The 26,031-nt window shown below is 32.7% G+C and carries 24 protein-coding genes, 1 tRNA gene and 1 pseudogene; 17 read left to right on the top strand and 9 right to left on the bottom strand.

What is annotated here, in order from left to right:
• The 4 genes and pseudogenes from IJL02_RS12165 to IJL02_RS12150 all read left to right on the top strand — a co-directional run.
• Positions 1 to 478: pseudogene (locus IJL02_RS12165) on the top strand (elongation factor EF-2); the annotation flags it as partial.
• 160 nt (positions 479 to 638) lie between these two features.
• Entirely contained in the window at positions 639 to 1,880 is a 1,242-nt protein-coding gene (gene tuf / locus IJL02_RS12160; RefSeq protein WP_292816849.1) for a translation elongation factor EF-1 subunit alpha, read from the top strand.
• 68 nt (positions 1,881 to 1,948) lie between these two features.
• Positions 1,949 to 2,257 carry a 30S ribosomal protein S10 gene (gene rpsJ / locus IJL02_RS12155; protein WP_042691424.1) on the top strand — a complete coding sequence of 103 codons (309 nt, stop codon included), beginning with the start codon at positions 1,949 to 1,951 and terminating at the stop codon, positions 2,255 to 2,257.
• Positions 2,258 to 2,292: 35 nt separating this feature from the next.
• Positions 2,293 to 2,376: transfer RNA gene (locus IJL02_RS12150), tRNA-Ser, on the top strand.
• Positions 2,377 to 2,389: 13 nt separating this feature from the next.
• Here IJL02_RS12150 and cobK read toward each other — a convergent pair.
• From cobK to IJL02_RS12130, 4 genes are read right to left on the bottom strand one after another with little or no spacing between them, the layout of a single operon-like run.
• On the bottom strand, positions 2,390 to 3,190 hold the full coding sequence (gene cobK, locus IJL02_RS12145) for a precorrin-6A reductase (protein ID WP_292816847.1): 801 nt from the start codon (positions 3,188 to 3,190) through the stop codon (positions 2,390 to 2,392).
• Positions 3,187 to 5,637, bottom strand: a complete 2,451-nt coding sequence (locus IJL02_RS12140; protein ID WP_292816845.1) for a calcium-translocating P-type ATPase, PMCA-type — start codon at positions 5,635 to 5,637, stop codon at positions 3,187 to 3,189. The genes cobK and IJL02_RS12140 overlap by 4 nt, the downstream gene beginning before the upstream one ends.
• 4 nt (positions 5,638 to 5,641) lie before the next feature.
• Positions 5,642 to 6,031: a UPF0146 family protein gene (locus IJL02_RS12135; protein ID WP_292816842.1), complete on the bottom strand. Its 390-nt coding sequence runs from the start codon at positions 6,029 to 6,031 to the stop codon at positions 5,642 to 5,644.
• A gap of 16 nt (positions 6,032 to 6,047) precedes the next feature.
• Positions 6,048 to 6,629, bottom strand: a complete 582-nt coding sequence (locus IJL02_RS12130) for a TIGR00645 family protein (protein WP_292816840.1) — start codon at positions 6,627 to 6,629, stop codon at positions 6,048 to 6,050.
• Positions 6,630 to 6,810: 181 nt separating this feature from the next.
• Between IJL02_RS12130 and rimI the strand changes: the two genes are divergently transcribed.
• Positions 6,811 to 7,266, top strand: a complete 456-nt coding sequence (gene rimI, locus IJL02_RS12125; protein ID WP_292816838.1) for a ribosomal protein S18-alanine N-acetyltransferase — start codon at positions 6,811 to 6,813, stop codon at positions 7,264 to 7,266.
• Here rimI and IJL02_RS12120 read toward each other — a convergent pair.
• The 3 genes from IJL02_RS12120 to IJL02_RS12110 all read right to left on the bottom strand — a co-directional run bounded on the left by IJL02_RS12120 (position 7,237) and on the right by IJL02_RS12110 (position 8,970).
• On the bottom strand, positions 7,237 to 7,743 hold the full coding sequence (locus tag IJL02_RS12120) for a zinc ribbon domain-containing protein (RefSeq protein WP_292816836.1): 507 nt from the start codon (positions 7,741 to 7,743) through the stop codon (positions 7,237 to 7,239). The genes rimI and IJL02_RS12120 overlap by 30 nt on opposite strands.
• A 104-nt stretch (positions 7,744 to 7,847) precedes the next feature.
• The gene (locus IJL02_RS12115) at positions 7,848 to 8,336 is read right to left on the bottom strand and encodes a hypothetical protein (protein ID WP_292816834.1); all 489 of its coding nucleotides are present in this window, start codon (positions 8,334 to 8,336) and stop codon (positions 7,848 to 7,850) included.
• Positions 8,337 to 8,346: 10 nt separating this feature from the next.
• Positions 8,347 to 8,970 (bottom strand): energy-coupling factor ABC transporter permease, encoded by a 624-nt coding sequence (locus tag IJL02_RS12110; RefSeq protein WP_292816832.1) that lies wholly within the window; start codon positions 8,968 to 8,970, stop codon positions 8,347 to 8,349.
• An 867-nt stretch (positions 8,971 to 9,837) separates the two neighbouring features.
• Here IJL02_RS12110 and IJL02_RS12105 point away from each other — a divergent pair.
• The 7 genes from IJL02_RS12105 to prf1 all read left to right on the top strand — a co-directional run bounded on the left by IJL02_RS12105 (position 9,838) and on the right by prf1 (position 17,499).
• On the top strand, positions 9,838 to 12,837 hold the full coding sequence (locus IJL02_RS12105) for an FmdE family protein (protein ID WP_292816830.1): 3,000 nt from the start codon (positions 9,838 to 9,840) through the stop codon (positions 12,835 to 12,837).
• A 145-nt stretch (positions 12,838 to 12,982) separates the two neighbouring features.
• A complete protein-coding gene (locus IJL02_RS12100) occupies positions 12,983 to 13,426 on the top strand; it encodes a hypothetical protein (protein ID WP_292816828.1) in 444 nt (147 codons plus the stop codon).
• 11 nt (positions 13,427 to 13,437) lie between these two features.
• Positions 13,438 to 14,121: a DUF2162 family putative transporter gene (locus tag IJL02_RS12095; protein ID WP_292816826.1), complete on the top strand. Its 684-nt coding sequence runs from the start codon at positions 13,438 to 13,440 to the stop codon at positions 14,119 to 14,121.
• 23 nt (positions 14,122 to 14,144) lie between these two features.
• On the top strand, positions 14,145 to 14,786 hold the full coding sequence (locus IJL02_RS12090; protein WP_292816824.1) for a MotA/TolQ/ExbB proton channel family protein: 642 nt from the start codon (positions 14,145 to 14,147) through the stop codon (positions 14,784 to 14,786).
• A gap of 11 nt (positions 14,787 to 14,797) precedes the next feature.
• A complete protein-coding gene (locus tag IJL02_RS12085; protein ID WP_292816822.1) occupies positions 14,798 to 15,136 on the top strand; it encodes a DUF2149 domain-containing protein in 339 nt (112 codons plus the stop codon).
• A gap of 68 nt (positions 15,137 to 15,204) precedes the next feature.
• Entirely contained in the window at positions 15,205 to 16,176 is a 972-nt protein-coding gene (locus IJL02_RS12080) for a hypothetical protein (protein ID WP_292816820.1), read from the top strand.
• A gap of 78 nt (positions 16,177 to 16,254) precedes the next feature.
• Positions 16,255 to 17,499: a peptide chain release factor aRF-1 gene (gene prf1, locus IJL02_RS12075; RefSeq protein ID WP_292816818.1), complete on the top strand. Its 1,245-nt coding sequence runs from the start codon at positions 16,255 to 16,257 to the stop codon at positions 17,497 to 17,499.
• Here the strand turns inward: prf1 and IJL02_RS12070 are convergent.
• Positions 17,496 to 17,750 carry a hypothetical protein gene (locus IJL02_RS12070; RefSeq protein ID WP_292816816.1) on the bottom strand — a complete coding sequence of 85 codons (255 nt, stop codon included), beginning with the start codon at positions 17,748 to 17,750 and terminating at the stop codon, positions 17,496 to 17,498. The genes prf1 and IJL02_RS12070 overlap by 4 nt on opposite strands.
• Positions 17,751 to 18,246: 496 nt before the next feature.
• Between IJL02_RS12070 and gdhA the strand changes: the two genes are divergently transcribed.
• Entirely contained in the window at positions 18,247 to 19,581 is a 1,335-nt protein-coding gene (gene gdhA / locus IJL02_RS12065) for an NADP-specific glutamate dehydrogenase (RefSeq protein ID WP_292816814.1), read from the top strand.
• A 354-nt stretch (positions 19,582 to 19,935) separates the two neighbouring features.
• A complete protein-coding gene (locus IJL02_RS12060) occupies positions 19,936 to 20,532 on the top strand; it encodes an N-acetyltransferase (protein ID WP_292816812.1) in 597 nt (198 codons plus the stop codon).
• Here IJL02_RS12060 and IJL02_RS12055 read toward each other — a convergent pair.
• Complete coding sequence (locus IJL02_RS12055; RefSeq protein ID WP_292816810.1) at positions 20,529 to 20,669, bottom strand: hypothetical protein; 141 nt, start codon at positions 20,667 to 20,669, stop codon at positions 20,529 to 20,531. The two genes, IJL02_RS12060 and IJL02_RS12055, sit on opposite strands and share 4 nt — an antisense overlap.
• 599 nt (positions 20,670 to 21,268) lie before the next feature.
• Here IJL02_RS12055 and IJL02_RS12050 point away from each other — a divergent pair.
• The 3 genes from IJL02_RS12050 to IJL02_RS12040 all read left to right on the top strand — a co-directional run bounded on the left by IJL02_RS12050 (position 21,269) and on the right by IJL02_RS12040 (position 25,003).
• A complete protein-coding gene (locus IJL02_RS12050) occupies positions 21,269 to 22,453 on the top strand; it encodes an ATP-binding protein (RefSeq protein WP_292816808.1) in 1,185 nt (394 codons plus the stop codon).
• Between the two features lie 729 nt (positions 22,454 to 23,182).
• Positions 23,183 to 23,431, top strand: coding sequence for a hypothetical protein (locus tag IJL02_RS12045; protein WP_292816806.1), 249 nt, complete (start codon positions 23,183 to 23,185; stop codon positions 23,429 to 23,431).
• A gap of 351 nt (positions 23,432 to 23,782) precedes the next feature.
• Positions 23,783 to 25,003, top strand: a complete 1,221-nt coding sequence (locus IJL02_RS12040; RefSeq protein WP_292816804.1) for an ATP-binding protein — start codon at positions 23,783 to 23,785, stop codon at positions 25,001 to 25,003.
• Positions 25,004 to 26,031 lie beyond the last annotated feature (1,028 nt).

Raw genomic sequence — 26,031 nt, 5'->3', positions numbered from 1 at the left:
TGAAGAAATCTGTATGGGATTAAAATTCAAACTCCACGATGCAAAACTTCACGAAGATGCAGTTCACAGAGGACCTGCACAAGTATTGCCTGCAATCAGAAACGCAATCTTAGGTTCCATGATGCTTGCAGAACCTGCATTACTCGAACCAATGCAAAAAGTAGTTATCGATACTCCTAATGATTACATGGGTTCATGTACTCGTGAGATTCAAAACAGAAGAGGCCAAATTGTCAATATGGGTCAAGAAACTGGTGACATGGCTAGAATTGAATCCAAAGTACCTGTAGCTGAAATGTTTGGTTTCGCTGGAGACATCAGATCTGCTGCTGAAGGTAGATGTTTATGGTCTACTGAAATCGCTGGATTTGAACCACTCCCACGTGAGATGCAAAATCAAATCGTAAGAGAAATCAGACAAAGAAAAGGTTTATCTGCAGAACCATTCCCTGCAAGCCACTACTTAGGTGATTTATAAACTTAAAATTTAAAAATTATATTTTTTAATTTTTTTATATTTTTAATTAAAATTATTTAAAAAATCATTATCTATTTATATGTTAATGTATAAAGTAAATTTAAGCTATCATTTAAGCTTATAGATATTGTTTGTTAATATTACAAAAGAGGTTATTATAATGGCAAAAGAAAAAGAACATATTAACTTAGCATTTATTGGACACGTTGACCACGGAAAATCCACTTTAGTTGGAAACTTATTAGTAAAAGCTGGTACCATTAACGAACAACAATTAGCTTCCGGAGAAGACAAATTCAGATTCATTATGGACACTACCAAAGAAGAACAAGAAAGAGGAGTAACCATCGACTTAGCTCACCAAAAATTCTCCACTAAAAAATACGACTACACTGTAGTAGACTGCCCAGGACACAGAGACTTCGTTAAAAACATGATCACTGGTGCTTCCCAAGCAGACGCAGGTGTTTTAGTAGTTGCAGCTGACGACGGTGTAATGCCTCAAACCAAAGAACACGTGTTCTTATCCAAAACTTTAGGTATTAACCAATTAATTATTGCAATCAACAAAATGGATTTAGTTGATTACTCTGAAGACAAATACAACGAATTAAAAGAAGAAGTATCAAACTTAATTAAAACTGTAGGTTTCAACCCTGCTGACGTACCTTTCATCCCATTATCTGCATTTGAAGGGGACAACATTGTAGACGCATCAGCAAATACTTCCTGGTACAAAGGACCTACATTAATCGACGCATTAGATGCTTTAACCGCACCTGATAAACCAACTAACTTACCTTTAAGAATCCCTATCCAAGACGTTTACTCCATTACTGGTGTAGGAACTGTTCCTGTAGGAAGAGTTGAAACTGGTGTAATGAAAAAAGGTGAAAACGTTATCTTCGAACCTGCTGGAGCTTCCGGAGAAGTTAAATCTATCGAAATGCACCACGAACAATTCGAAGTAGCTGAACCTGGTGACAACATCGGATTCAACGTAAGAGGTGTAGGTAAAAACGATATCAGAAGAGGAGACGTAGCTGGTCACACCGATAACGCTCCTACTGTAGCTAAAGAATTTGATGCACAAATTGTTGTTTTACAACACCCTGGTGTAATTACCGTTGGATACACTCCGGTATTCCACTGTCACACTTCCCAAGTAGCATGTACTTTCTTAGAATTATCCAAAAAATTAAACCCTGCTACTGGTGCTGTTGACGAAGAAAACCCTGACTTCTTAAAAACCGGTAATGCAGCTATTGTTAAAATTAAACCTACTAAACCAATGTGTCTCGAAAACGCAAAAGAAATCCCACAAATGGGTAGATTTGCTATCAGAGATATGGGTCAAACTGTTGCTGCAGGTTTATGTCTTAACGTTACCCCAGCAAAATAAGTTTGTAAACAATAATTAGAAAGTAATTTTTTACTTTCTTTTCTTTTTGTTTTTTTGGAGGATAATAAATGAATCAAGCAAGAATTAAGCTTACTGGAACAGACCCAGAAAAATTAGCATATGTTTGTGATCAACTTAAAAAAATTGCTGAAAGAACTGGTGTTGACTTGTCCGGTCCTATTCCATTACCTACTAAAAAATTAGTAGTCCCAACTAGAAAATCTCCAGATGGAGAAGGTAAAGCTTCTTGGGAAAAATGGGAACTTAGAATTCACAAACGTTTAATCGGTATTGGAGCTGATGAACGTGCAATGAGACAAGTTATGAAAGTTAATGTTCCTGATAATGTAAGTATTGAAATTGAACTTAAAGGATAAATATTTAGAATCCTTCTAAATATTCCTTTTCACATGCCGAGATAGTCTAGTCTGGTAAGGCGCAGGACTTGAAATCCTGTGAGGTTTCCCTCGCCTGGGTTCAAATCCCAGTCTCGGCGTTTATTTTTATATCTATTTTTTTAAAAAACTTTTAATTTTTGAGTCAAGCTCGTTTAAATCATTGACAACGTCATTTTTATTTAACATTTCTATTTTTGGGCGCTGAATCATTATAACTGCAATATCCTTTTCATTTGCAGCTTCGATTTTTTCAATTACTCCGCCGATTTCACCGCTTTCCTTTGTAATCATGACACTTGCATCATATTTTTCAATCAAATCAAGGTTTTCCTCTTTTGTGGCGGCACCGGTCATTTCAATGATGTGGTCCGGATCAACATTCAGCTGTCTGCATTTTTCAAGGGATGATTCCACCTTCAGTATTCTCGGATAGAATCTTTCGGATGATACATATTTCAAGATGTCTTCCATGGTGTTGGCTCCTGCAAAATGCAGTATATTTCCTTTATCGAATTCGGATTCAATCAGTTTTCCTGCATCGTCAAATGAATTTACGTAATGGATTCTTGATGTATCAATATTTTTGAGGTTTGTGGTAGGTCTCTCGAAGCGGATATATGGCATTTTCAGTTCATTTGCAACCGAAACGCTTGTCTGGGTGATGTGGCTTGCGAAAGGATGTGTTGCATCGATGATAATATCAAATTCATTGGCGTTAAGTATTGATATTATTTCATCTTTCGGAAGCGGTCTTGCGATTGTCTCGTCGCTTCCTCTTTCGCTAGCTAATTTGGCGCCATATTCTGTTGTGGTTGTGGTCAGGATATATGAATCGTAGTTGTCCTTGATATGGCTTATAATATTTGTCGAATCCTTGGTTCCTCCAAGCAGGAAAATGTTTATTTTTCTCATTGTATCAGTTTGTTCATTACTTTGTCTGTTATTATTATTGTAAATGCAACTATGACGATTAAAATCCAGTCGACAATGTCAATGCCTGTTGTTCTGAACACCATCTGCAGTTGCGGGAGATATATAATCAGAAGCTGAAGTATAAATGAAAGTATGATTCCCATATATAGGAATTTGCTTGATTTTTCGGAGTTTGCCTTTCCGTTGTATGCATTGAACAGCTGATAGACTACAAATAATGTGAATGCAACTGTCATCGCTTTTGAAGTGGTTGTATGGCTTGATGTGTAATATGCAAATACTGCAACTGTTCCTATTGCCATTACTACTCCGGTTACGAATATCTTTATTAACGTATTTCTGTTTAATATGTCTCCTGTTTCAGGTTTTCTTTGCATGATGTCTTTTTCAGCACCTTCCATACCTAATGTCTGTGCAGGAGGTCCGTCCATTACAATGTTTATCCATAACAGCTGCACAGGATTGAAAGGTATAGGCAGTGAGAGAAGTGATGCGCCGACAATTGTCAGGATTGCACCAACGTTTGTTGATACCTGGAATTTGACGAATCTTTTGATGTTGTCGTATATCTTTCTTCCTTCCTTGATGGCGGTCACTATTGTTGAAAAGTCATTGTTTTGCAAAATCATGTCTGAAGCTTCTTTTGCAACGTCTGTTCCGTCACCCATGGATATTCCGATTGATGCCTTTTTCAGTGCCGGTGCGTCATTTACTCCATCACCGGTCATTGCAACAATGTCTCCATTATTTTTAAGGGTTTCCACAATCCTCATTTTCTGTTCCGGTCTGACTCTTGCATAAACCTGGATGTCATCTGCAATCTTCATGTATTCTTCGTTGCTTAGTTCATCCAGCTGTTTTCCTGTAATTACTTTTCCGTCTGTCAGGATTCCGATTTCACGGGCGATTGCTTCAGCAGTCTTTTCATGGTCTCCGGTAATCATTTTTACTTTGATTCCAGCATTTATACATTCCTGAACTGATTTTTTGGTGTTTTCCTTTGGAGGGTCAATCAGTCCGACCATACCGACAAAGGTCAGTTCCTCTTCTGGATTTTCACAATCTCCATTTTTGTATGCAAATCCGATTACCCTCAATGCGTTGTCAGTCATTTCACCAATTTTTTTCATTAGTGTTTCCTTTATTTCAGGGGTAATTATTTCGATACTTCCATCATTATCTATGTATTTGGATTTAGCTATAATTATTTCTGGAGCACCTTTTGATAAAACCATATCATTTTCCCCACTTGGTCTATGTATAGTAGTCATCATTTTACGATTACTGTCAAGTGGGATTTCGTCAATTCTTTCAAAATCTTTTTCCAGTTCATTTTTGTTATATTTATTTTCCTGGCAGAATTTTAAAATGGCTCCGTCGGTCTGATCACCAATGACCTCTTCTCCGTTGACTGTTGCATTATTACATAGTGCACCAATCATGAGTGTTTTATCTCTGTTTGAGAAGTAGTATTCCTTGACGGCCATTCTGTTTTTGGTGAGTGTTCCTGTTTTGTCACTGCAGATTATTGTACATGATCCGAGAGTTTCAACCGAAAGCAGTCTTTTTACAATGGCGTCTGATTTTGCCATCTGCTGCATGCCTAAAGCCAAGGTGAGTGTTAAAACTGCAGGCAGGCCTTCCGGAATTGCAGCCACTGCCAGTGAAACTGCAGTCATGAAGGTTTCAACAAGAGGTATTCCCTTGAAAAGTTCCATTATAAATACGAATATACAGACAATGATAGCTATTGCTGATAATGTTTTTCCAAGCTTTTCGACTCTTTTTTGAAGAGGTGTCTCGCCGCTGTCTTCCTGGACCAGTTCAGCAATCTTTCCGATTGTGGTATCCATTCCGATGTGGCTGACCACTCCGATTCCGTTACCGGACAGTATGTTTGAGTCCATATAGACTTCATCTTCAATATCCTTGTCGATAGCTTCGGATTCTCCGGTAAGGTGTGATTCGTCAACGTGCAGATTTTTAGCTTCAATCAACATTAAATCTGCAGGAACCTTATTTCCCTCTTCTAAAATAACAATATCTCCTATTGTTAATTCTCCAGAATCGATTTCTGAAATTACATTTTCTCTTTTTACTACTGCATTTTTAACCATCAAGCTTTTAAGTGTTTCTACAGCTTTCTGTGAACGGTATTCCTGAATGAATCCGATTGTAGCATTCAGCAAAACTGCTATTATGATTACTGCAGCGTCGATTACGTCTCCTATTGCAAATGCTGCGATTGCAGCAACAACCAGAAGTGCAATAAGCGCATCAACGAATTGTGTCAAAAACAGCATAATAAGGGGGGTCGGCTTTTTTTCTTCAAGCTCGTTTCTACCATATTTCTCAAGCCTTTTTTTGGCTTCGCTTATGGTAAGTCCCTCTTTTGAAGTTTGGTATTTTGATAATATGTCCTCCATTCAATCACCTTAATATGTAAAAGCTTGCTTTTTGATAGTTTTTAAGTTTCATTTTAACATTGCCCGTATTCAAATCTTCATTAAATAATGGTTTTATTATTAGTTGTGCATCTGTTTTTAATGCCAATTTGACCAGATACGGTTGGATTTCGCTTGGCGGACGAATTGAATAGATTATGTCAACGTCCTTGTATATATCCATATTCGGTTTTGTTACATCGTCAGCTATAACATCGCTGTCATCGGGGCTTATGTCGGTTTTAAGGATTTCCACGTTGTCCTGGGAGTTCAGATAGTCATAAACTCCGCTGAACTTTCCGACCCCTATTTCAGCAACCTTTGTTGGATTTTTAACGCATTGGGATAATACGTATTCTGCAAAATCGTCCCACATCTTATCGGCCTTAATATTATTCTGAATTTTCGTTTTCGAGTTCTATTGTCTCTTCTTTAATTTCGTGTCTTTTTTCGGCCAGTATTTCCATCAGTGCAAATACAAGTCCTGTTGCCACAAATGTCAGGTGAAGAGCGATTCTCCAAAATTCAACATTCGGATCTATGGTGGAAGACACGTTTAAAAAGTCCTGCAGCAACTCCACAAGAGATATTGCCACGATTGAACCGATGATTTTGAGTTTGAGTCCTGAAAAGTCAAGACGACCCATCCATGACGGACGGTCAACGTGGTCTTCTGCAACATCGATTTTTGAAACGAAGTTTTCATATCCTGAAAATGCCACAATCAAAACAAGATTTGCGAGCAAGGAGAGGTCTAAAAGTTCCAGTACCTGTATAATCCATTCATTGTAACTCAATGTGTTCATGATAAATATAAAGCCGACAACGTTTTTAACAAACTTAAACAAGATCAATACCAAAACTAGTATCAATATAAGATAGATTGGGGATAGAATCCATCTGCTTGCATAAAGCAGCCTTTCTGTGTAGTCTTCAACTTTTTCTTTTAAGCTTTCATCTGAAATTTCAATCACCTTTGTATTTCATCTATGATGTTTAAATAATTATAGATAATATAATGTAGTTTTACATATTATTTATATTCTCATTATACAGATTGCATTTTTGACTGGCCGGAATAGTCACAACCGCTTCTAGAATTTCATCAAAACTGTTAAATAATGAGTTGGCTAAAATTTGATATAGGTTTGTTTTATGAAAGTCAGAAAATTCACACCCGATGATTTAAAAAGAGTTTTTGAAATAGAAAACATGTCATTTGACCAGTCTTACGGAATAAACATGTTTCAGCAGTTATATGAGATGGGTGTCGGATTTCTGGTTGCTGAAGAAAATGGTTATGTAATCGGTTACGTTATTTTTTGGATTAAATATGAAAATCAGGGTCATATCATTTCAATAGCTGTTGATAAAAACTACAGGAGGTTGGGCTGCGGAACCCAGCTTCTGGTAAAGGCCATTTCAATATTGTCACTGCTTAATCTTGATACCATTTATCTGGAAGTAAATGAAAATAATGTCGGCGCCGTTGAGTTTTACAAACAGTTCAGCTTTAGGGTGGACAGGGTTGTTCCGGGATATTACGAAAACGGTGACGGGGCTATAGTATTGTATCTGCCTTTAGATAAAGGTAAAATTACCCGCAAGTAACTGCTGATATTCTCCGACGATGTCAGCAGGCATATTTCCTGTTGCAAACAGTATTGCGATTATGAGTATGTAGAATCCGAATATTGCAAGCTGGATGTGTCCATGTCTTTTTGCAACAGGGTCTTTTCTGGTTGACAGATAAATTGCAATAATAAGTCCGATAAGGCCTCCTAAAAATGAGAAAATGTAACCTAATAATATCAGAAATCTGCTGGTTTTATGGGTAGCAGTATCTGGTGTGCCGTTTTTATTAATCACAATAGGATTTATGACGCTGTTTTTTTGCATCTGATTTTTAAAAAGTAGTGGTGTGCCGCATTTGACACAGTAATCAGCTTCATCAGGATTCTCATATCTGCATAATGGACATTTTTGGGAGTTTGCTTCTATTTTTGGAAATTCGTATCCGCATTTGATACAAAATCCGTAAGCATCATCACTTGTTGAACCGCACTGTGGGCATCTTCTAAAAACCATACTATCACTTACTAATTAATTAATAATAATAAGTTTATAAACTTTTTTAATTAGTATTATGGTTTAATAGGTTAAAAAAAGTATTTGAAGAATAGGCATTAAACCTAATTCTTCCTTTTCATAATGAAAATTCCACAACCAATGCCTATTAAAGCACCTATTATAATTCCAATTATTAATGGCAGTCCAAAGCTATTTTCTTGAGCAATATCTCCTGTTGGCGCATTCATAATGTCTTGAATACCTTTTAGTACTGTGTCATTATTAACATCATCTAAAACAATGATTCTGTTGGATAAATCTTTGTGTTCTTTTAGGAATTCATTAGCTGTGTCTTGATAAGCTACAAATAACATTCTTTTATTGGTATTGTTGATGCTGTGTTCTAGAATGTGTGCAACTTCATCTTCAGAAGTGAATTTATACACGCTTATATTTATGTTGTTGGAGTCCGCAATATCTTTAACAAACACTCCGTTTGTATCATTTGCAACAACCATGGTGTCTGCTGTCACATCCACGCCGTGGGCAGATACTGCAGTTGCTCCAATAATTAAAAATAGCATTATTGATAATATTTTTACATATTTCATTTTATCTCCTTTAAATTTGATTTATTTCTCTTATGTCTGGCTTAATTTTATCTATTGCAGTAATTATTACTACATTTGCAAAGCCTTCAATGATTGAAATGAATAAATAGAATGGCAGTAATGTTGATAGCAATATATCAAAGTTCATGGCTCCGGATATTAGCAGAATAGCTATTTGGCCAAATGTCGCAAACATGATTCCAATAATTGTTGATCCAAATATTGCTGCTTTTTCATTTATGTAGGCGAATAATTTATAAAATCCGTAAGTGGTAATTGACAGTATGAACCCCATTACTATGAAATTTGCACCTAATGATGTTAGTCCACCCATGTTTAAGATAAATACTTGCATGAGTAGTGTGATAAATGAAACAATTGTACTTGATAGAGGACCTAACAAAATAGCTATCAGAGGTATTAAAAAGAAGTGTATCGGAACACCCAAAGGTGATGGGACTGAAACAGAAGTCACAACCATTGTAAACACACTAAAAAGAGCTATTGATATTATTCTTTTTTCTTTATTTTCATCTTTAGAGAATTTATAAAAGAATATTGAAATGATTATCAGAGTTATAATCCAGTATATTGCCGCCTGTTCAAAACTTATGATTCCATCGGGTAAGTGCAATTAATCACCTTATTCTGTTTTCATCTTAAATTTGAAGTAATACCATATAATAGTATTTCGTATTACTTTAGCAATGGATTATCCGTAATTTGTATTACTTTTTGAACAAATCAGTTATATTTCTAAGTATTATTTAATAATTTTCATCAATTTTTTAAGAATAATAATTTTAAATTTTAGCTCAAATTAGTTATTTTCAGTAACGAAAACTGTAAATTTTGTTATTTTATAAAATGAGGTTAGTATTACTTTTTACTTTCGTAATAATCTTTTCAATTAATATAACAATGTTAAGGTAGTCAATTTTAATCAATTATTTGTAATTTTGTTTTATTTTTAAAAGTAGGTGGTGACTTTTAGGGGGTTGTGTTAAACTAGATTTTTAAATCTAATTTAACACATTTTCAAATTTTGGAGGTCAATTTTAGGTACACCTAAAATATTCCTCAAGTAAATATTATCCTTTAAATTATATAAATGTTTGGAAAATTACTCTTAAAAGATTTTCATGAAATATTTTTTTTAAATAGGGATATTGGAGGGATATTTGATTTTTTTTAAATTGATTTCACTTTTGATTAGATATTATTACTTGGGTGGTAATTTGTATAACATTGTTAATTAATACTTTGATAACTGGTTAATAGGCGAAGATTATTATTTGGGAAATAGAGAATATAATGGGGGTTTTAAAGTCAATAAGGGATTTTAATTTTTATTCATGTATTTATATATTGTTCGTGTTGATTAAATTTGTAATACTTTTTTTCAAATTTTTATATATAGAGTAATAATTAACTTTATATATGTATTACTTAATATAGGTAATCTGGATATTCTACAGTATGCGAATATCCTTTTCAAATTTTGGAGGTTGATATTATTAAAAAACAGGTTGTTTTGTTTATCACACTGATTGCTTGTTTAATGCTTGTAATTGGTGCAGTATCTGCAGAAAATACAGATGCCTTTTGTGATTCTCAAAATGGTCTTTCTATAGGTAATGATATCTCAGATATTGTTACTGGAACTGATGATTCAACAGTTGAATCTAATAGTTTGTCTTCCGATGGGGCAAGTTCAGTTTCAGTAAATGTGAAAGTAAATTATGAATATGCTGATGATGCAAACAATTTAGTTCCAGACTTCTATTTGGTCTCAAATGATAAATATCTTAATTTTACTAAAATGTTTGATATAAATACTAAAAATTATGTTTTAAAAATAGATAATTTCAATGGGAACAGTTTAAATATTAGTGCCATGACTGCAGGTTACGGTACTGAAGTGAAAGTCATTGACGGAGCTGATTTGACTAAACTCATTTCATTTGAGTTAAAAGCAAGCGAAGCTTATAAATTAGGAAGAACTGTAACTGAAATTGCTGATTCTAAATTAGATTTTAAAACTGCCGATGATGTTCTTGCAATTACTACTGCAGGAGTTGCAAATTTAAATGGAAAAACTAGTGAAGATGCAATGGAAGCAATTGTTAATTATGGAAAAATCTCTTATAGTAACGTATTAATGTTGCGTCAAAGTGCGGTTGATCCGGTTGACTTTGCTTTTGTAGTTAAAAAAGGAAAAGAATTAAAAGCTATTGTTTTCCAAAATGCATCAACTAAATATTCTTATTTAGGAACTATCTCTGAAGATATGACTAAATCAGAATGGAATAAGTATTATAATGCGGTCATTGGCGAAAATGCTTGGGCATTTGCAAGTTTGGCAAATGGTTGGTCTGCGGGCGTTTCAAGAGAAATACTTCAGGAAGCTGCTTTCCATGGCCATATTTGTGAAGGTACTTTAGGTGGATATAGTATTATTCAAGCTTTATTGAAATATTATCCTCCTGAACAAGAAACTAACCCTGGTGGTGTTGGTTCTCCAGCAGATATTACTGCTTACAAAGTACTTGGTGTTCCGGGCGGATCTGATGATGATGCGGCATTATTCTTCTTAGATGATACAATCGGTAAAACAGGATATGTTGGTATGAATACCACTTACACTGGAGCTACCGAAAATATGCTTGGTTTTATTAAATGGTATTCAAAAACTAAAACTGGTGATTTAATCATCATATCTTTTAATTCAACCAACGTTAAAAAACTTTTCACAAAAGAAACTAAAATTAACCCTGATGCAGGAAGTTTAGAAGAATTAAAATACAATTCATGGTGGATTAAACAAATCAACACCAATCCTGAAAAATTAGTCGACTTCTTATATGAGTTCACTGGATTAAATCAAGAGCAGTATAACTATCTGATGGGAACTACCGATAATGTAACTTACGATGGCGAACCATTCGATTATGGTATGGATGGTCATGGTTTAGATTTAGATTATATATTGTCTTTAAATCTCTCAACTGCTAAAAGAGCAACTGGTAATGCTGTTCAAGGTAAATTAACCGATGATGAAATCAAACAAATAGGTATTGATGCTGCAAATAAAGCTAAAGAAATAATTAAAGAGGAATTGGGTATTGATGTCGGTCGTGACGATGTTGATTTCCTCGCTTTAACTGACGCAGGATATGCATTCTTAAACGGACAAGACACTGTTATAGCACGTGATGGTCTTTATGAAGTTTTAGGTGGAACATTATACAGTCAAAATGTATTAAGTCTTCACCAAGCTGTATGGAAACCATTATGGTTTGCATTTGCATTCCGTTATCCTGATTCTGATGAAGTTAACATGATTTATTTAAGATATAATTCTGATACTAAAGACTTCTTTGTCGGCACACTTGACGGCGATAAAGTTGTTAACATTGGATTTGAAACCTTGAATAACAGTGCTAAGTTAAGAGCTATTGAAAAATCATTTGTCCCTGATGGAAATTGGTTCAATGTACAAACTATTGTGAATGCGTGGAATGAACACCCATTATTTGACCAAATGGCAACTTTCTTATACCATGCACACGTATGTCCTGGTGTACAACCTGGATTCTTTATAACTGACCATATTTTAAATGAATATCCGTTAGGTGAAAATGAATCTTATACTTATATTGCATCCAGTATCTATTGTAAAGATGACAGTTTAACTTATTTATTGGACTTATCTCCAGGTTTAGGTAGTTACTATGTTCAAAAATTACCTAAAAACGAAACTGTATCTGAATATATTGGCGGTGGAACTCAAGAAGGTATAATCGTTGTATGGGATAACAACCTTAATATAGGTAGAGCATCAATTGTAAGTTTCAAATGGGCTACCATTGATCAAAGCATGTACAGTACTTCAGAAGCTAAACGTGCTGCTCAAATTAAAGCATATATTGATATTTATGCAAATAATGAAAATCCTAACATTAAATCACTTCCAGTTGTATCAACTGATAGTGAAAAATGGATTACTGAAGAACAATTCAACATGCTAAAACAAGGTTCTGGCGATGATTATAATGCAATTACTTATTTAAAAAGCTTAAAAGATGTTACTAAGGAAGATTTATTAAAAGCTATGAATGAAAATTCCAATAGTAATTCCAATAGTAATTCTAACTCTAATAGTAACTCAAATACTAATAGTAACTCTAATAGTAACTCTAACTCAAATAGTAATTCAAATAATCCTGCAACCCCAACAAAAACTTATAGTCCTTCTTATTCTAGAAGTATAGGAACTTCCGGAGCAGTAGCAAATAACGCTCCTGCTGTTAGTGATGATTCACTATCTGACAGTGAATCTGATGATTCACAGGACAGTCCTAGTGATGCAAAATCATATGAAGTTTCCAAAACTCCTGCAACAAAAACTGCTGATTCAAACAGTTTAATTTATGCTTTAATTGGTGTTTTGGCCATTGGTGTCGTACTAGGTTTAGGATACATGAAACGTAAAAACTAATTAAATGAAGATTAATAACTCATAGAGTTATTATATCTTTTTTCTTTATTTTTAAAAATTTTATTATTTTGGTGATGGCGATTTTATGAATTATAAACATTTGTCCTTATTGATTTCAATAATTTTTATATTCTCTTTTGTTTCTATGGCTGTATGTGCTCATCCGGGCCATGGCAGTGAATATGTTGAAGAAGTTCCATCTTCACAAGCTCCTGCAACTTCTCAAGTTCAAAGCTCTTCTGGTGAATCTTCCCATTCAAGTTCTTCTGGTGATTCATCATCTGGTTCTTCTGGAGGATCCAGTTCATCTAGTGGAGGTTCGGGATATAGTTCCACTTCAAAGGCTTCTGGAGGTTCTAGCAGTTCGGATTTATCTTCAGATTCTTCATCAGGCATTTCTGAAGTAAAAGATAATTCAACTGCTGAAAACGTTAATGAAACAAATAATGGTACAAACTCATCTGTTAATGAAACTTTAAGTGAAAATAATGGTTTATTCACAGTAAATAATGTAATAATGTTAATTATTGCTTTATTCAGCGGATTTTTCATTGCAGTTATTATATCAAAATTATTATTTGAGAAGTAAATGGTGATACAATGGCTTTTAGTTTAGTATGGTCTTTAGGATATATAATTTCTTTAATAGTTTTTTCAGTAATTGTTGGTTTGATTTTTCATTTCAATGAGACTTCTAAAAAGACTTTGGCTATATATGTTGTTATTTCACTTGTATTTACTTCAGCAGTAGTTTATTTAATTAATCTTTTTAAAAATCAATTATATTCTGCAATTGGTGTTTATAATTACACTTTTCTATTCTTAATTGCATTTGTGTTGATTTTTAGTGGATATTTGTTGTCTAAAGAAAAAAAATTTAAGGACAGTTTCAAAAAGGTGCTTTCGTTATCTTATTTGTGCTTTCTGTTAATAGTTTTTGTATGTATTTTATCAAAAACTGATTTATTAGGTTTAAATTCTTTACAACTTTGTTTGTTTACAGCAATTTTATTTAATTTATTGGTTGCGACAATATTTTTCTTAGTTAAAAAGTTCAGTTTTAATAGGTCCTTTACAGTTTTAAGAGATTTATTTTTTGTTTTTGGATTGTATTTTTTAATAGTTTCATTATTACTTCCGAATATTATCTCTTTAGATATGAATGATATGAGGCCTATAAATATTGCTTCTGTCGAGTCTATGGTTGTTACATTTGTATTTTTAATTGCTGTGGCGGTTTTAGGTTTATGGTATTATAGAAAAAATACTTTATTTAAAAAATGATTGATTAGTATGTGGTGATTTATGTGGTAGGTATTCCTGGAAGTGAGTTTTTAACAGCAGCTTTAAATGTTGTCTCTCAAAGTTTGCAAATTCCAGTAATTATATTTTTGCTTGCATTTGCGATTTTTGCGGTTTTTGCTTTTGGAGGGCTTATTTCCGATTATTCAACTCGAAAAAAACTAACCCGACAATATAAAGAAGAACTAATATTTTCTTTGGTTAATGCAGGTTCTATTGAAGAACTTAAAAATATTGTTAATGATAGCGGGATTTATGATAATCAAAAAGAGGTTTTATTGAAAATAATTGATGCACATTCCCTATCTTCAGATTCCCGTGAAGCTTGGGCATTGAATTTGATTGAAGAGGAAGAGGTCATAATGGCCAAATCGCTTGAGAGGGTTGACATTGTTACTCGTATCGGTCCGACTTTGGGATTAATGGGTACTTTAATTCCTATGGGTCCGGGTCTTGCCGCTTTAGGTAGTGGGGATGTTACAACATTGGCAAATGCAATAATTGTTGCATTTGATACTACCGTCGTAGGTATTGGATCTGGTGCAATTGCGTATGTTATCTCAAAAATTAGGCGCAGATGGTATGAAGAATATTCATCTAATCTTCAGTTGTTTGTAAATGCCGTTTTGGAAAATTTGGGTAAGTAGGTTTTGGTATTATGATTCGCAGAAGAAAGGGGAAATTTCTAAACCAAGGTGAAGAAGACCCGATGGCGGGGACATCTAATCTTGTAGATGCTATGCTGGTTATTGCTGTTGGTCTTTTGGTATTCTTAGTTATTTCATGGAATATGCAAAATATAGTGTTTAATGATAATATGGATGAACAGCAAAGGCAGAAGGTAAAAAATGCAATTCAGGAAGTTTCTCAACTTGACCAAGGTGAAGAATTAAATGAAACTCCAGATATCAGTAAATCTTCTGGAAATGGATTTACTGAGATGGGTAAAGTTTACAGAGATTCGGACACGGGTAAATTGATTATGGTTGAAGGTTAATTATATTAACCTTGCCTTAAACTTTTTTTAGATAATTATATTATACTTGCAGAAGATATAATAAATTAATGATTGAAAAAATTGAAATTACACAAAGATTTAATTTTAAACGCTTAAACAGACATTATGAATGTTTCACTATTGATTTTTTAAACAGTAATGGATATTATAAAATTTCCGAACGAGGAAGCGGGGATAAATTCTTGTCTGAAAGCCCTCTTTGTGACAAATCATGGATTGACATTTTAGTCGACCTTAGAAGTAAAATGACAAGTGAAATCCGCACTTTTGATTTTGAAAATGCCAACCAGTTTCTTCATGACTTCAATGATTTAAATCTATTTGAAAATTTTGAAAGTGAAAAGTTTTTATACTTTGAAAAGCTTGAGTTAATCTATTCATGTATTGTAATAATATATTCTGATGATGGATATTATGAATATAGTTTTAAAAATAATTTTCCAAAAGATTGGGTTAAATTCGGTGAGATTCTACAAAACTTAGTTGGTTTTGACGTATTGCATCTGAATTATCAAAAGCAATTCGCAACACCATTATATCATGAAATTAAATGTGATGGAGTCTATTTTGATGGGGAAAAATTAAAGCTTAAAACAATAGAATTCGGCCATTACAGAACATATCCTTATGATTTGCCTCATCCTAGATTAATAATTGATTTTAAAAATAAAACCGTTGATGGATATATTGAAAAAAAGTTAGATTCAAATGATGAGAATCTCATTTTAAATCTCCTTGAAAAATATCATGTATATGCCTGGATTTTGGGCGATTATCATAGAAAATCTCAAACTCGCGATCCCGATGATCTGGAAGGCTATGACTGGTATCTGGAATTGGTATTTGAAGGTAACGTCATCTGGCATCTTTTCGGATATAATGACTATCCTGACACCTATGTTCATTTGGGCCGTGAAATAATTGGGATTACTGATATGGACCTTCTTGAAATAGGTACGATTTCTCCAAAGGATACTGAGTTATTTAATAAATTTGGAGATAAAATTTTGCTGAAATAGCTGTTTTTCCATTAGTTATTTATATTTAAAAAAAGATACTTATTACTATTATATTAATTTAATTTTTATAGGGATAACATGGCTGAAGTATCATCAAAAGAATTATATGAATTTAAAAAAGCATTAAAAGAATTGGCGCAGAAAAAAGGTAGAGGTACAGAGCTTGTTTCCGTTTATATTCCACCTGATAAGCAATTGAGTGATGTCGGTAAGCACATGAGAGATGAGCTTGGTCAGAGTGCTAACATTAAAAGTAAACAAACAAGGAAAAATGTACAGTCTGCAATCGAAGTAATCTTACAGAGGATCCGTTTATATAAAAAGCCTCCTGAACATGGGCTTGTTTTATTTGTAGGTATGATTCCTAAAGGCGGTCCGGGTACTGAGAAAATGGAAACTTACGTTTTGGAGCCACCTGAACCGGTTACAACCTACTGGTACAAATGTAACAATGAATTCTTCCTGGAACCTCTCGAATACATGATTGAGGAGAGGGATACCTATGGGGTTGCTGTAATTGACAGAAGGGAAGCAACCATTGCATCAATGAAAGGTAAAAAAATCAATATTCTAACTCATATTACCAGTGGAGTTCCAGGAAAACATAAAGCTGGAGGACAATCCCAGCGTAGGTTCGACAGGGTTATCGAACAGGCTGCTCATGAGTTCTTAAAACGTATCGGAGATCACATGAACGATGATTTCCTTCCTTTAAAAGATGACTTGAAAGGCATCATTCTTGGAGGTCCTGGTTTTACCAAATCAGACTTTGCAGAAGGGGATTACCTTAACTATGAACTCAAACAGAAGATTTTGTCAATTGAGGACACATCATATACCGGAGATTTCGGTATTCGTGAAGTCATCGAAAAGTCAGCGCCTGTGTTAAGCGATTTGGACGTAATCCATGAAAAGCAGATGGTTCAGAAATTCTTAAAGGAACTTACCAAAGATCAGGGACTTTCCTCATACGGTGAGGATGAAGTCAGAAACAATCTCACCATCGGGGCTGTCGATACATTGCTTTTATCCGAAGACTTGACTGCAATGCGCAAAAGGTTTGCATGTCCTAACTGCGGTTTTGTTAAAGAGTTCACCGTCAAAACACAGTCCGAAGCGGATAAAATTGAAGAGAGATGTCCTAACTGTAATGAACTTTTAAAAGAAGAGGATTCAACTGATTTGGCTGATTACTTTGTTGAAAAGGCTGAAGAAATGAGTACCAATGTCGAGTTCATATCTACAGAAACTGATGAGGGCATGCAGCTTTTCAGAGCTTTCGGTGGAATAGCTGCGATATTGAGATATCACGTTGAATACTAGTTGTTATAATAGTGTGGAGACTTGTCTCTATTCTTTATAACATTACTTTTTCTTTTTTTCTTTTTTGGAGTGTAGTAGGCGTTCAATCCTTCTTCTATTCTTATTTTGTTTATCAGCCTGAAAAACAGGTGTCTTGAAATTTCACATTCGTCGTATAACTCGATATATAATGAATGCAGGCTTCTGTTTTTGGACAGATAACTGCTTTTTAGCTTTTCGTATTGTGACCTTTTGATTTTTTCGCAAGCCATTGCCTCACCAATTTGTGGTTTTGTATATCAAAAAATAATTTTTACTGTATTTTGTATTCTGATATGTTAATAATGGCATATAAAACAATATGCTTTTTTTATTTGTACCTATTTTTGTTTAATTTTTTGGTTGATATTCTCTTTATTGTTTTGATATTGCTTTGGATGGGAGGTGAATGTTGAAAATTGTATAGGCAGTTTTTGGCTGGCAACCATTTTCCGACTTTGTACATCAATTAATTATTTTCACTAGACATTTTGAATTATTATTTTAAAACGGATATTTAATTTAGCATAAATTTTTGAATATTTTATAATTTGTTTAAGACAAATCTTAATTTCTTTGAATATTATTCTAATATTTTATTAAATATTGAAAAATATTTAAATATAAGAAGTTCCATATAATATATTATATTGTTAAATGTTGCTGCTTGCCAGTAAAAATTTTAAAAATTTAATGATATAATTCTAAATTTTATTTGGAGGAATGTTTTTGTCATACGTAGACGAAGTAATTGAAACTATTATAGAACAAAACCCTTCCGAACCGGAATTCCACCAAGCTGTACGCGAAGTATTGGAATCCTTAAGGGTTGTAATTGAAGAAAATGAAGAAGAATACAGAAAAAATGCACTTCTTGAAAGATTAACTAATCCTGAAAGACAATTAAAATTCCGTGTCCCATGGATTGACGATAATGGACAGGTACAGGTAAACACAGGATACCGTGTACAGTTCAACAGTGCAATCGGACCTTACAAAGGAGGATTACGTTTCCACCCATCTGTAAATGTAGGTATTATTAAATTTTTAGGTTTCGAACAAATTTTCAAAAACTCCTTAACCGGACTTCCAATCGGCGGAGGAAAAGGTGGGTCTGACTTTGATCCTAAAGGAAAATCCGACAGAGAAATCATGGCATTCTGTCAATCTTTTATGACTGAATTATGCAAATACATTGGTGCTGATACCGATGTTCCTGCTGGAGATATTGGAGTAGGTGGTCGTGAAATCGGATTCTTATTCGGTCAATACAAAAGAATCAGAGGATTATATGAAGGAGTATTAACTGGTAAAGGTTTATCATTCGGTGGTTCTCTTGCAAGAACTGAAGCTACTGGATACGGATTATTATACTTCACAAACGCTATGTTAAAAGCAAACGATATTGATATTGCAGGAAAAGACATTATCGTATCAGGTGCAGGTAACGTAGCTATTTATGCAATCGAAAAAGCTCAACAATTAGGCGGAAACCCAGTAACCTGTTCCGATTCAACCGGTTGGATTTATGATCCTGAAGGAATCGATGTAGAGTTATTAAAAGAAGTCAAAGAAGTAAGAAGAGAAAGATTAACCGCATATGCTGAAGCTAGAGAAAGTGCTGAATACCATGAAGGTAAAGGCGTATGGACTGTTAAAGCAGATATTGCTCTTCCATGTGCTACCCAAAACGAATTGCAATTAGAAGATGCAAAAACCTTAGTTGCAAACGGTGTAGTTGCTGTTGCTGAAGGTGCAAACATGCCAACCACAATCGAAGCAACTGAATACTTACAGGAAAACGGCATTTTATTCGCTCCAGGTAAAGCATCCAACGCTGGTGGAGTAGCTACTTCCGCACTTGAAATGTCTCAAAACTCAGAAAGGTTATCATGGACATTTGAAGAAGTTGACGGTAGACTTCAAACCATTATGGAAACTATCTTTGCAAATGTTGCTGAAGCTGCTGCAGAATACGACATGGACAAAAACTATGTTGCAGGAGCAAACATCGCAGGATTCAAGAAAGTTGTTGACGCTATGAACGCACAAGGAATCGTATAGATTTCCTTGTTTATTTTTTCTTTTTTTAGTATAATATTTAGTTGTATAATTATTAGAAGATTTTTAACTTTTTTAATATTATTTTAACTCGTTAAACTTTATTTTTCTTGTTTTTAATTGTTTTTATTCGAGTTTTTTTATTTTCATCGTAGGGTGGTATCATGTGGTTCATTGTGTTTTTTCATATCTGTGATTTTACATACTGTCGCACTTCAAAAGTTAATATGTACTATCTTTTACTAAAGTAATATTAAATTTCTTTTATATTCAATTGAAATTAGTCAAATGTTTTGATTATTAAACAGAGATTGATTTTCTTTTGAAATTTAGAATAAAGTAACTGGAGGCAGTATCATGGATATTGAATATATTAAAGATAATTATAAATTCGAAACATTAACTGAAAAACATGATTTAAGTAATTTTGAATGTGGTTCTGATGATTTAAATGATTTTATAAAAAATGATGCATTAAACCAACAGGAGGATAAAATAAATATCACTAAACTAATAATTTGTGAGGAAGAAATTATTGGATTTGTATCATTGCTGACTGACACTATCCCTTTGAAAAACATTCGGGATGAAAATATCAGGTTAAAATTAAAACCTCATTACAATGAAGATGTTGAAAAGGTTCCGAAAAAGAAACCATTGCCTGCAATAAAAATAGGAAGGTTTGCAATCGATAAAAAATATACGAATAATGGCTTAGGTTCACATATCCTAAGAAATGTCATAAACTCCATTAGGAAATTATCTGAAAATGATGTGGGATTAAGATTTATCATTGTTGAAGGTTATGCCAGTGCTTATAATTTTTATGCGGTCCATAATCACTTTTCAAACTTAAAAAAAGATGATGAATTAATTAAAGATAAGTTAGACAGGATTATTCAACAAAATCCTGAACAAACTTTCTACTTGTATCTTGATCTCAAGAAAAGTTAAAATAGGACTATTCTTTGAGATTCACATTTTTTTCTAAATTCACGGTCTTCTCTGCTAGGAGGTTCATTCATTTTCCTTAAAAAATCCCTAGCTTCTTTACCATTTAATGTTGGAGTTTCACCAATAGGTTTTGCCATGTGCATTCACCTCAGTAATAGTTTAATATTTAATTGTATTTTATCATTTAAATAGTTTACATTTCTCATTAAGGAAGTAAATAATTATTTTTTTTAAGATTATGCAAATATTTATATAGTATGGTTTTTTCAAAGCAATTTTACATATTGAAAGCAATTTTTGAGGTTTATTGGGAAGTTTTTAACAGACTTTTTTTCAAAGTAGGGTGGTTACACCTAATTCCCACACAAGGAATCGTATAGATTTCCTTGTTTATTTTTTCTTTTTTTAGAATATTTGAATTTTATTTTATTTATATATTATTTTTAAGTATATTTATTTAAAATTAAGTTAAATTTGTTAGGTTGGCTTCTTTTAAGGTATTTTTACAAGTTATTTTTTTTATTTTTTTGTGTTTTTGTGCAAAGCCGCACTTCAAAAATTTTTATATTTTTTCAAATAATATTCATTGTTGGAATAACCTTAAGTTTTATTCTAATATTGAATACATATTCACTTAGTGAATAACTTTTATAATTATTCTCATAATGAATATGTATTCTGTTAGTGAATAACTTTATATGTTATTTGATGATAAATAATAATTGAAGGTGTATATATGATACCATGGGGAACTAGAGAAAATCTTCATGAAGATGAATTTTACAATAGGGTTGCAGAAATAGACAATCTTAAAAGCCTTTTAAACACTACATCTAATGGAAATGCGCCGCAAATCTTGTTGAATGGTCTTAGAGGTGTTGGAAAAACAGTATTTCTTAAAAAAATTAAAAAGGAATTGGATGATGGTTACTTGGTGGTGTATATCAATTTTTCTAAGGCAGAATGTTATCAAAAAAGAAACATGTCTGTAGTGGGGCTTTTGGAATTTTTCTTTAAGGAATTTCTAATTGAAGCAAAAAATAAGAAGTTAAACACTTTGGATAAGAAAATAGAGAAATACTTTAAAGTCAACGATTTTAAAATCAAAGATTTCATACAGCTTGACAAGTTTCCAATACCTATTTTTGACAGTGAAACCAATGTTGAAAAACTAATGGATTTTGTCATGACATTGCCTGAAAAGATTCATGAAAGCAATTCCGATAAAATAAAAGGAGTATTGATTTTCATCGATGAATTTCAAATCATTAAGGAATTGGATGATTATAAAGAATCATTTTTATGGAAATTGAGAAGCTATATACAAAATCAAAATTATGTATCTTATGTTTTTTCTGGATCAATGAGTATGCAGGATGAATTGATTTCAGAAATCGCAAGTCAACGAGGTGCTTTTGGAGGTAGAATGCTTACGATTAACATATCTCCATTTAGCAAGGAAACAGTAAAATCATATTTGACACAAGAGGCTCCAAATCTTAAATTCAGTGATGATGGGTTTGACAGGTTCTATAAATGCACTTCTGGAATTCCAGCATATGTTAATATTTTTGCAACATTGCTTCCAAAGGACATGGAACTGGATGAAACTCTGGTAAAATCCGAATTTGAAGATAAAATCAAGGTTATTAACACTCACTTAATTGTAATGTGGGATAAATTAACACTTCGTGAGCAATACATTGTAATTTCTTTAATCGACGGGCCTTTAAAAAGAAATGAAATTGCAAAAACACTAAATGTCACTACGGGATCCATCAGTAAACCGTTAGTTAATCTCCAACACCAAGAATTGGTAATTTTAGAAAATAATTCCTACTATTTATCCGAACCAATACTTAAAAGATGGTTAGAATTAGAATTTGAGAAAACTGGGACTTATCCATTTAGATTGGATTAATTTTGTTTAAAAAATAGGGTGGTATCGCCCGTTTCCCGCACAAGGAATCGTATAGATTTCCTTGCTTATTTTTTCTTTTTTTAGATTATTAATCCTTTATTTAATTATTTTGCTGATTTTTATCTTGTTTGATTATTTTAGTTGATTTTATTTTATTTTTAATTGTTTTTTTTTTAAGTAGGGTGATATTGCTAGGGTCATCGTGTTAAATGATTTTTCCATTAATTTGAGGTTATTTTTTAATTTAGGCAAACATTTAAATAGTATGTTTTTCTCAGAACAATTTTTCATACTTAGAACAATTTTTCAAGGCCATACAATCCTTAAAACTTATATAATGTGATAAATAAATAGGTATATCGTAGGGAGGTGATAATATCTATGGATGAAGAAAAAATGAGACTCATCTCAGCAGTCCTAATGTTGATCACTGCATTAATTGAACTCTGAAATGCATATTGGGGGATTAATTTCCCCTAATATTTACTCATATTTTTCTAGTTCATTGGTATATAATACTTCCTACATTTAATTAAAAAACTTAAGAGAGTTGGCTAATTAATGGTAAGAATAATATTAACTATGATTCAAATAATATTATGTTTAATAATAATTTTTTTAGGATATAAAAACAGAGAATACTTGAATATTCTGGTTGGAGCATGTTTGATGATTTTATCTTTAGTTTGATATTTTAAATCAGACCTTTTTATTTAATTTGGTGATTTAATGGCAAGTAAAAAAATTGAAATTTCCCAAGGAGTTCATGACAAGCTATGTGAGATAACTCCGAAAGGCAAAACGTTTGATTATACCCTCAGTTTTCTGATTGATTATTATCTGGATAATGAAGAATTTTCTGATGAGGGAGCGGAATATTACAACAAACAAATTGGGAAATTCGAAAGCGGCAACTATGAGGGTGTGCGTAAAGTTTCTCTAAATTATTTGGAAAAAGACTGGATTGTTAGTTTTTAATTGCAAACATTAGTTAATAAAAGGATGTATGGTCATGACTACTGATTCAAACAATAATTAACTGATTTGGAATATTCAAGCGAACAACTGCTTCTCGTAAATCTAAATCATGAAAAGTTAATGTATTGTTCAATTTGAAAAAATCGCATGAATTTTATGATGGGATGGATTGGAATTTGATGAAGATATTTTTAAAAAAATTTTAGTATATGTGTATTTTAGAAATCATTAATAGTAAATTTTTATAATAATGCTTTGTATAGAAAGCAGTACATATAAAAAAATTTAATAATGCTTTGTATAGGAAGCATTAAATATCATGTTTGATATAAAGTTGTATAGGTGTGTTGCATGATTAAAAGAGAATTGTATCTGGACAGAGTTCGCAATCTTTTCGGGACTGATTTCATTAAGGTTGTTGTAGGACTTAGAAGATGTGGAAAAACCTCTTTAATGAAAAGCATTATTGAAGAACTTCAAAATCAGGGTGTCAAAAAGGAAAATATTATTTATGTCTCATTTGAACAGGTCCAATATAAAAATATTTTCACTCAAGAGCAATTGGATGCATTGGTATTGAGTTTGGTAAAAGATCTTGAAGGCAAAATATATCTTCTTTTTGATGAGATACAGCAGGTTGAATCCTGGGAAAAATGCATAAACTCATACAGGGTATCTTTTGATTGTGATATCTACATTACCGGTTCCAATTCAAAATTGCTTTCAAATGAACTTGCAACTCTCCTTTCAGGCAGATACATTAAAATCAATTTATATCCATTTTCATTTAAGGAGGTTTTGCAATATAAAAAAGAGATTGGTGGTTTTGAGTTAACCAAAGATATTATTGAAGAATCTTTTAAGGAATATCTTTTGTTTGGGGGGATGCCGGGCCTACTTCCAATTGCTGATGAAAGCACTAAGGTCAATGCCCTTCATGATATCTATGATTCAATCATTGTACATGATATCCTTTCTAGATATACAATTAATGAAATTGATTTGTTCAAACGATTTTCACATTATCTTATGAATTCAACCGGCCAAACATTTTCAAAGACTAGCATAACCAATTATTTGAAAAGTGAAAACAAAAAGACAACACGCAATACAATTTCCAATTTTACAAACTATCTTGAAGACTCACTATTCTGCAAAAAAGTCAGACGTCAAGATATTGTAGGTAAAAAGATATTAAAAACAGAAGAAAAATATTATTTGGCCGATCAGGGATTCCATCATGCTCTTGTGGACAATAACAACAAATGGTTGGGGAGAATTCTTGAAAATGTTGTTTACAATGAACTGATTCGAAGAGACTATTCTGTAAAAATTGGTAAGATATATGACAGAGAAATAGACTTTGTCTGTGAAAAACAGGGTAAGAAAGTATATGTTCAAGTGGCATATCTTTTATCCGATTCAGAGACTATAGAAAGAGAATTTTCCCCATTACTTTTAGTTCCAGATAAATATGATGCTTATGTTTTAAGTATGGATGAATTTGACATGTCCCAAGATGGAATTAAACATAAAAACATTATAGATTTCTTATTGGATGATGAAATTTAGCGGGTATGGTGGTTCTACATATTCTCGCACAAGGAATCGTATAGATTTCCTTGTTTATTTTTCCTTTTTTTTAGATTTTACGAACTTAATTGCTGATATAAACTACTTTTTATTTTAAGTGTTTTGACACTTGCTGTGTGCATTATAGATTTAATGGTGTAAACCTTTAATATTTGACTGTTGAACTTGAAAGTAAGGTTCTTGACATTATTATAAGACTCACCCTCGGAAGTTGACCGTAATTCCTCCTTACTTTCGTTAAATATAAACTTAGAAAAACTTTATATTTGCTAAATGTTATAATAATTAACACGAATATGATTGTCATATTCAAGAAATGGGTAAACCTCCCGTTTCAACTTATATGTAGTTTATTGTCTAAAATGGGTGATGGTTTGGAAGTAAATCTTCTAAACTATTTAGACAATATTTATTTTTAATTCTAGAGTTCTTTTGATAATTATTATTTTAATAGGGAGTATATTTTTGAAAAGACTATTTTTTGTAAGTGGGTGGTTCTACCCAATTCTCGCACAAGGATTCGTATAGATTTTCCTTGTTTATTTTTCTTTTTTTAAAATAACTATTATGCTTATTTTTTTAAGTATTTTGGGATGTAAGTGAGCACTTACATTCGAAAAACTATTTATATGGTCTTATATAAACTAATAAACAGGTCTGATGTGTTCATTGGAAATGAAAACATCACTGCCTGAAATTAATCAAGGTGATTATTATGATTGATCATTGGACTAGAGATCTTATTCATTAGGTATTAAAGCTGTCGAACTATACACGAATTGGGAGGTGAAAATATGACTTTTGAGGAAGCTGTTGAAGAGATTTGGAGATATAATGGTTTAATCTGAATGTAAAATTAACTGATAGGAGGTGAATATTATGACTTTTGAGGAAGCTGTTGAGGAAATTTGGAGATATAATGGTTTAATCTGAGTGTATAATTAATTGATTGTTTGGAGGTGAATATTATGACTTTTGAGGAAGCTGTTGAGGAAATTTGGAGATAT

The sequence above is a fragment of the Methanobrevibacter sp. genome, assembly GCF_017427765.1.
In the GTDB taxonomy this organism is placed as follows: domain Archaea; phylum Methanobacteriota; class Methanobacteria; order Methanobacteriales; family Methanobacteriaceae; genus Methanocatella.
The sequence above is the reverse complement of the archived record's forward strand: the minus strand, read 5'-3'. Positions and strand labels throughout refer to the sequence as shown.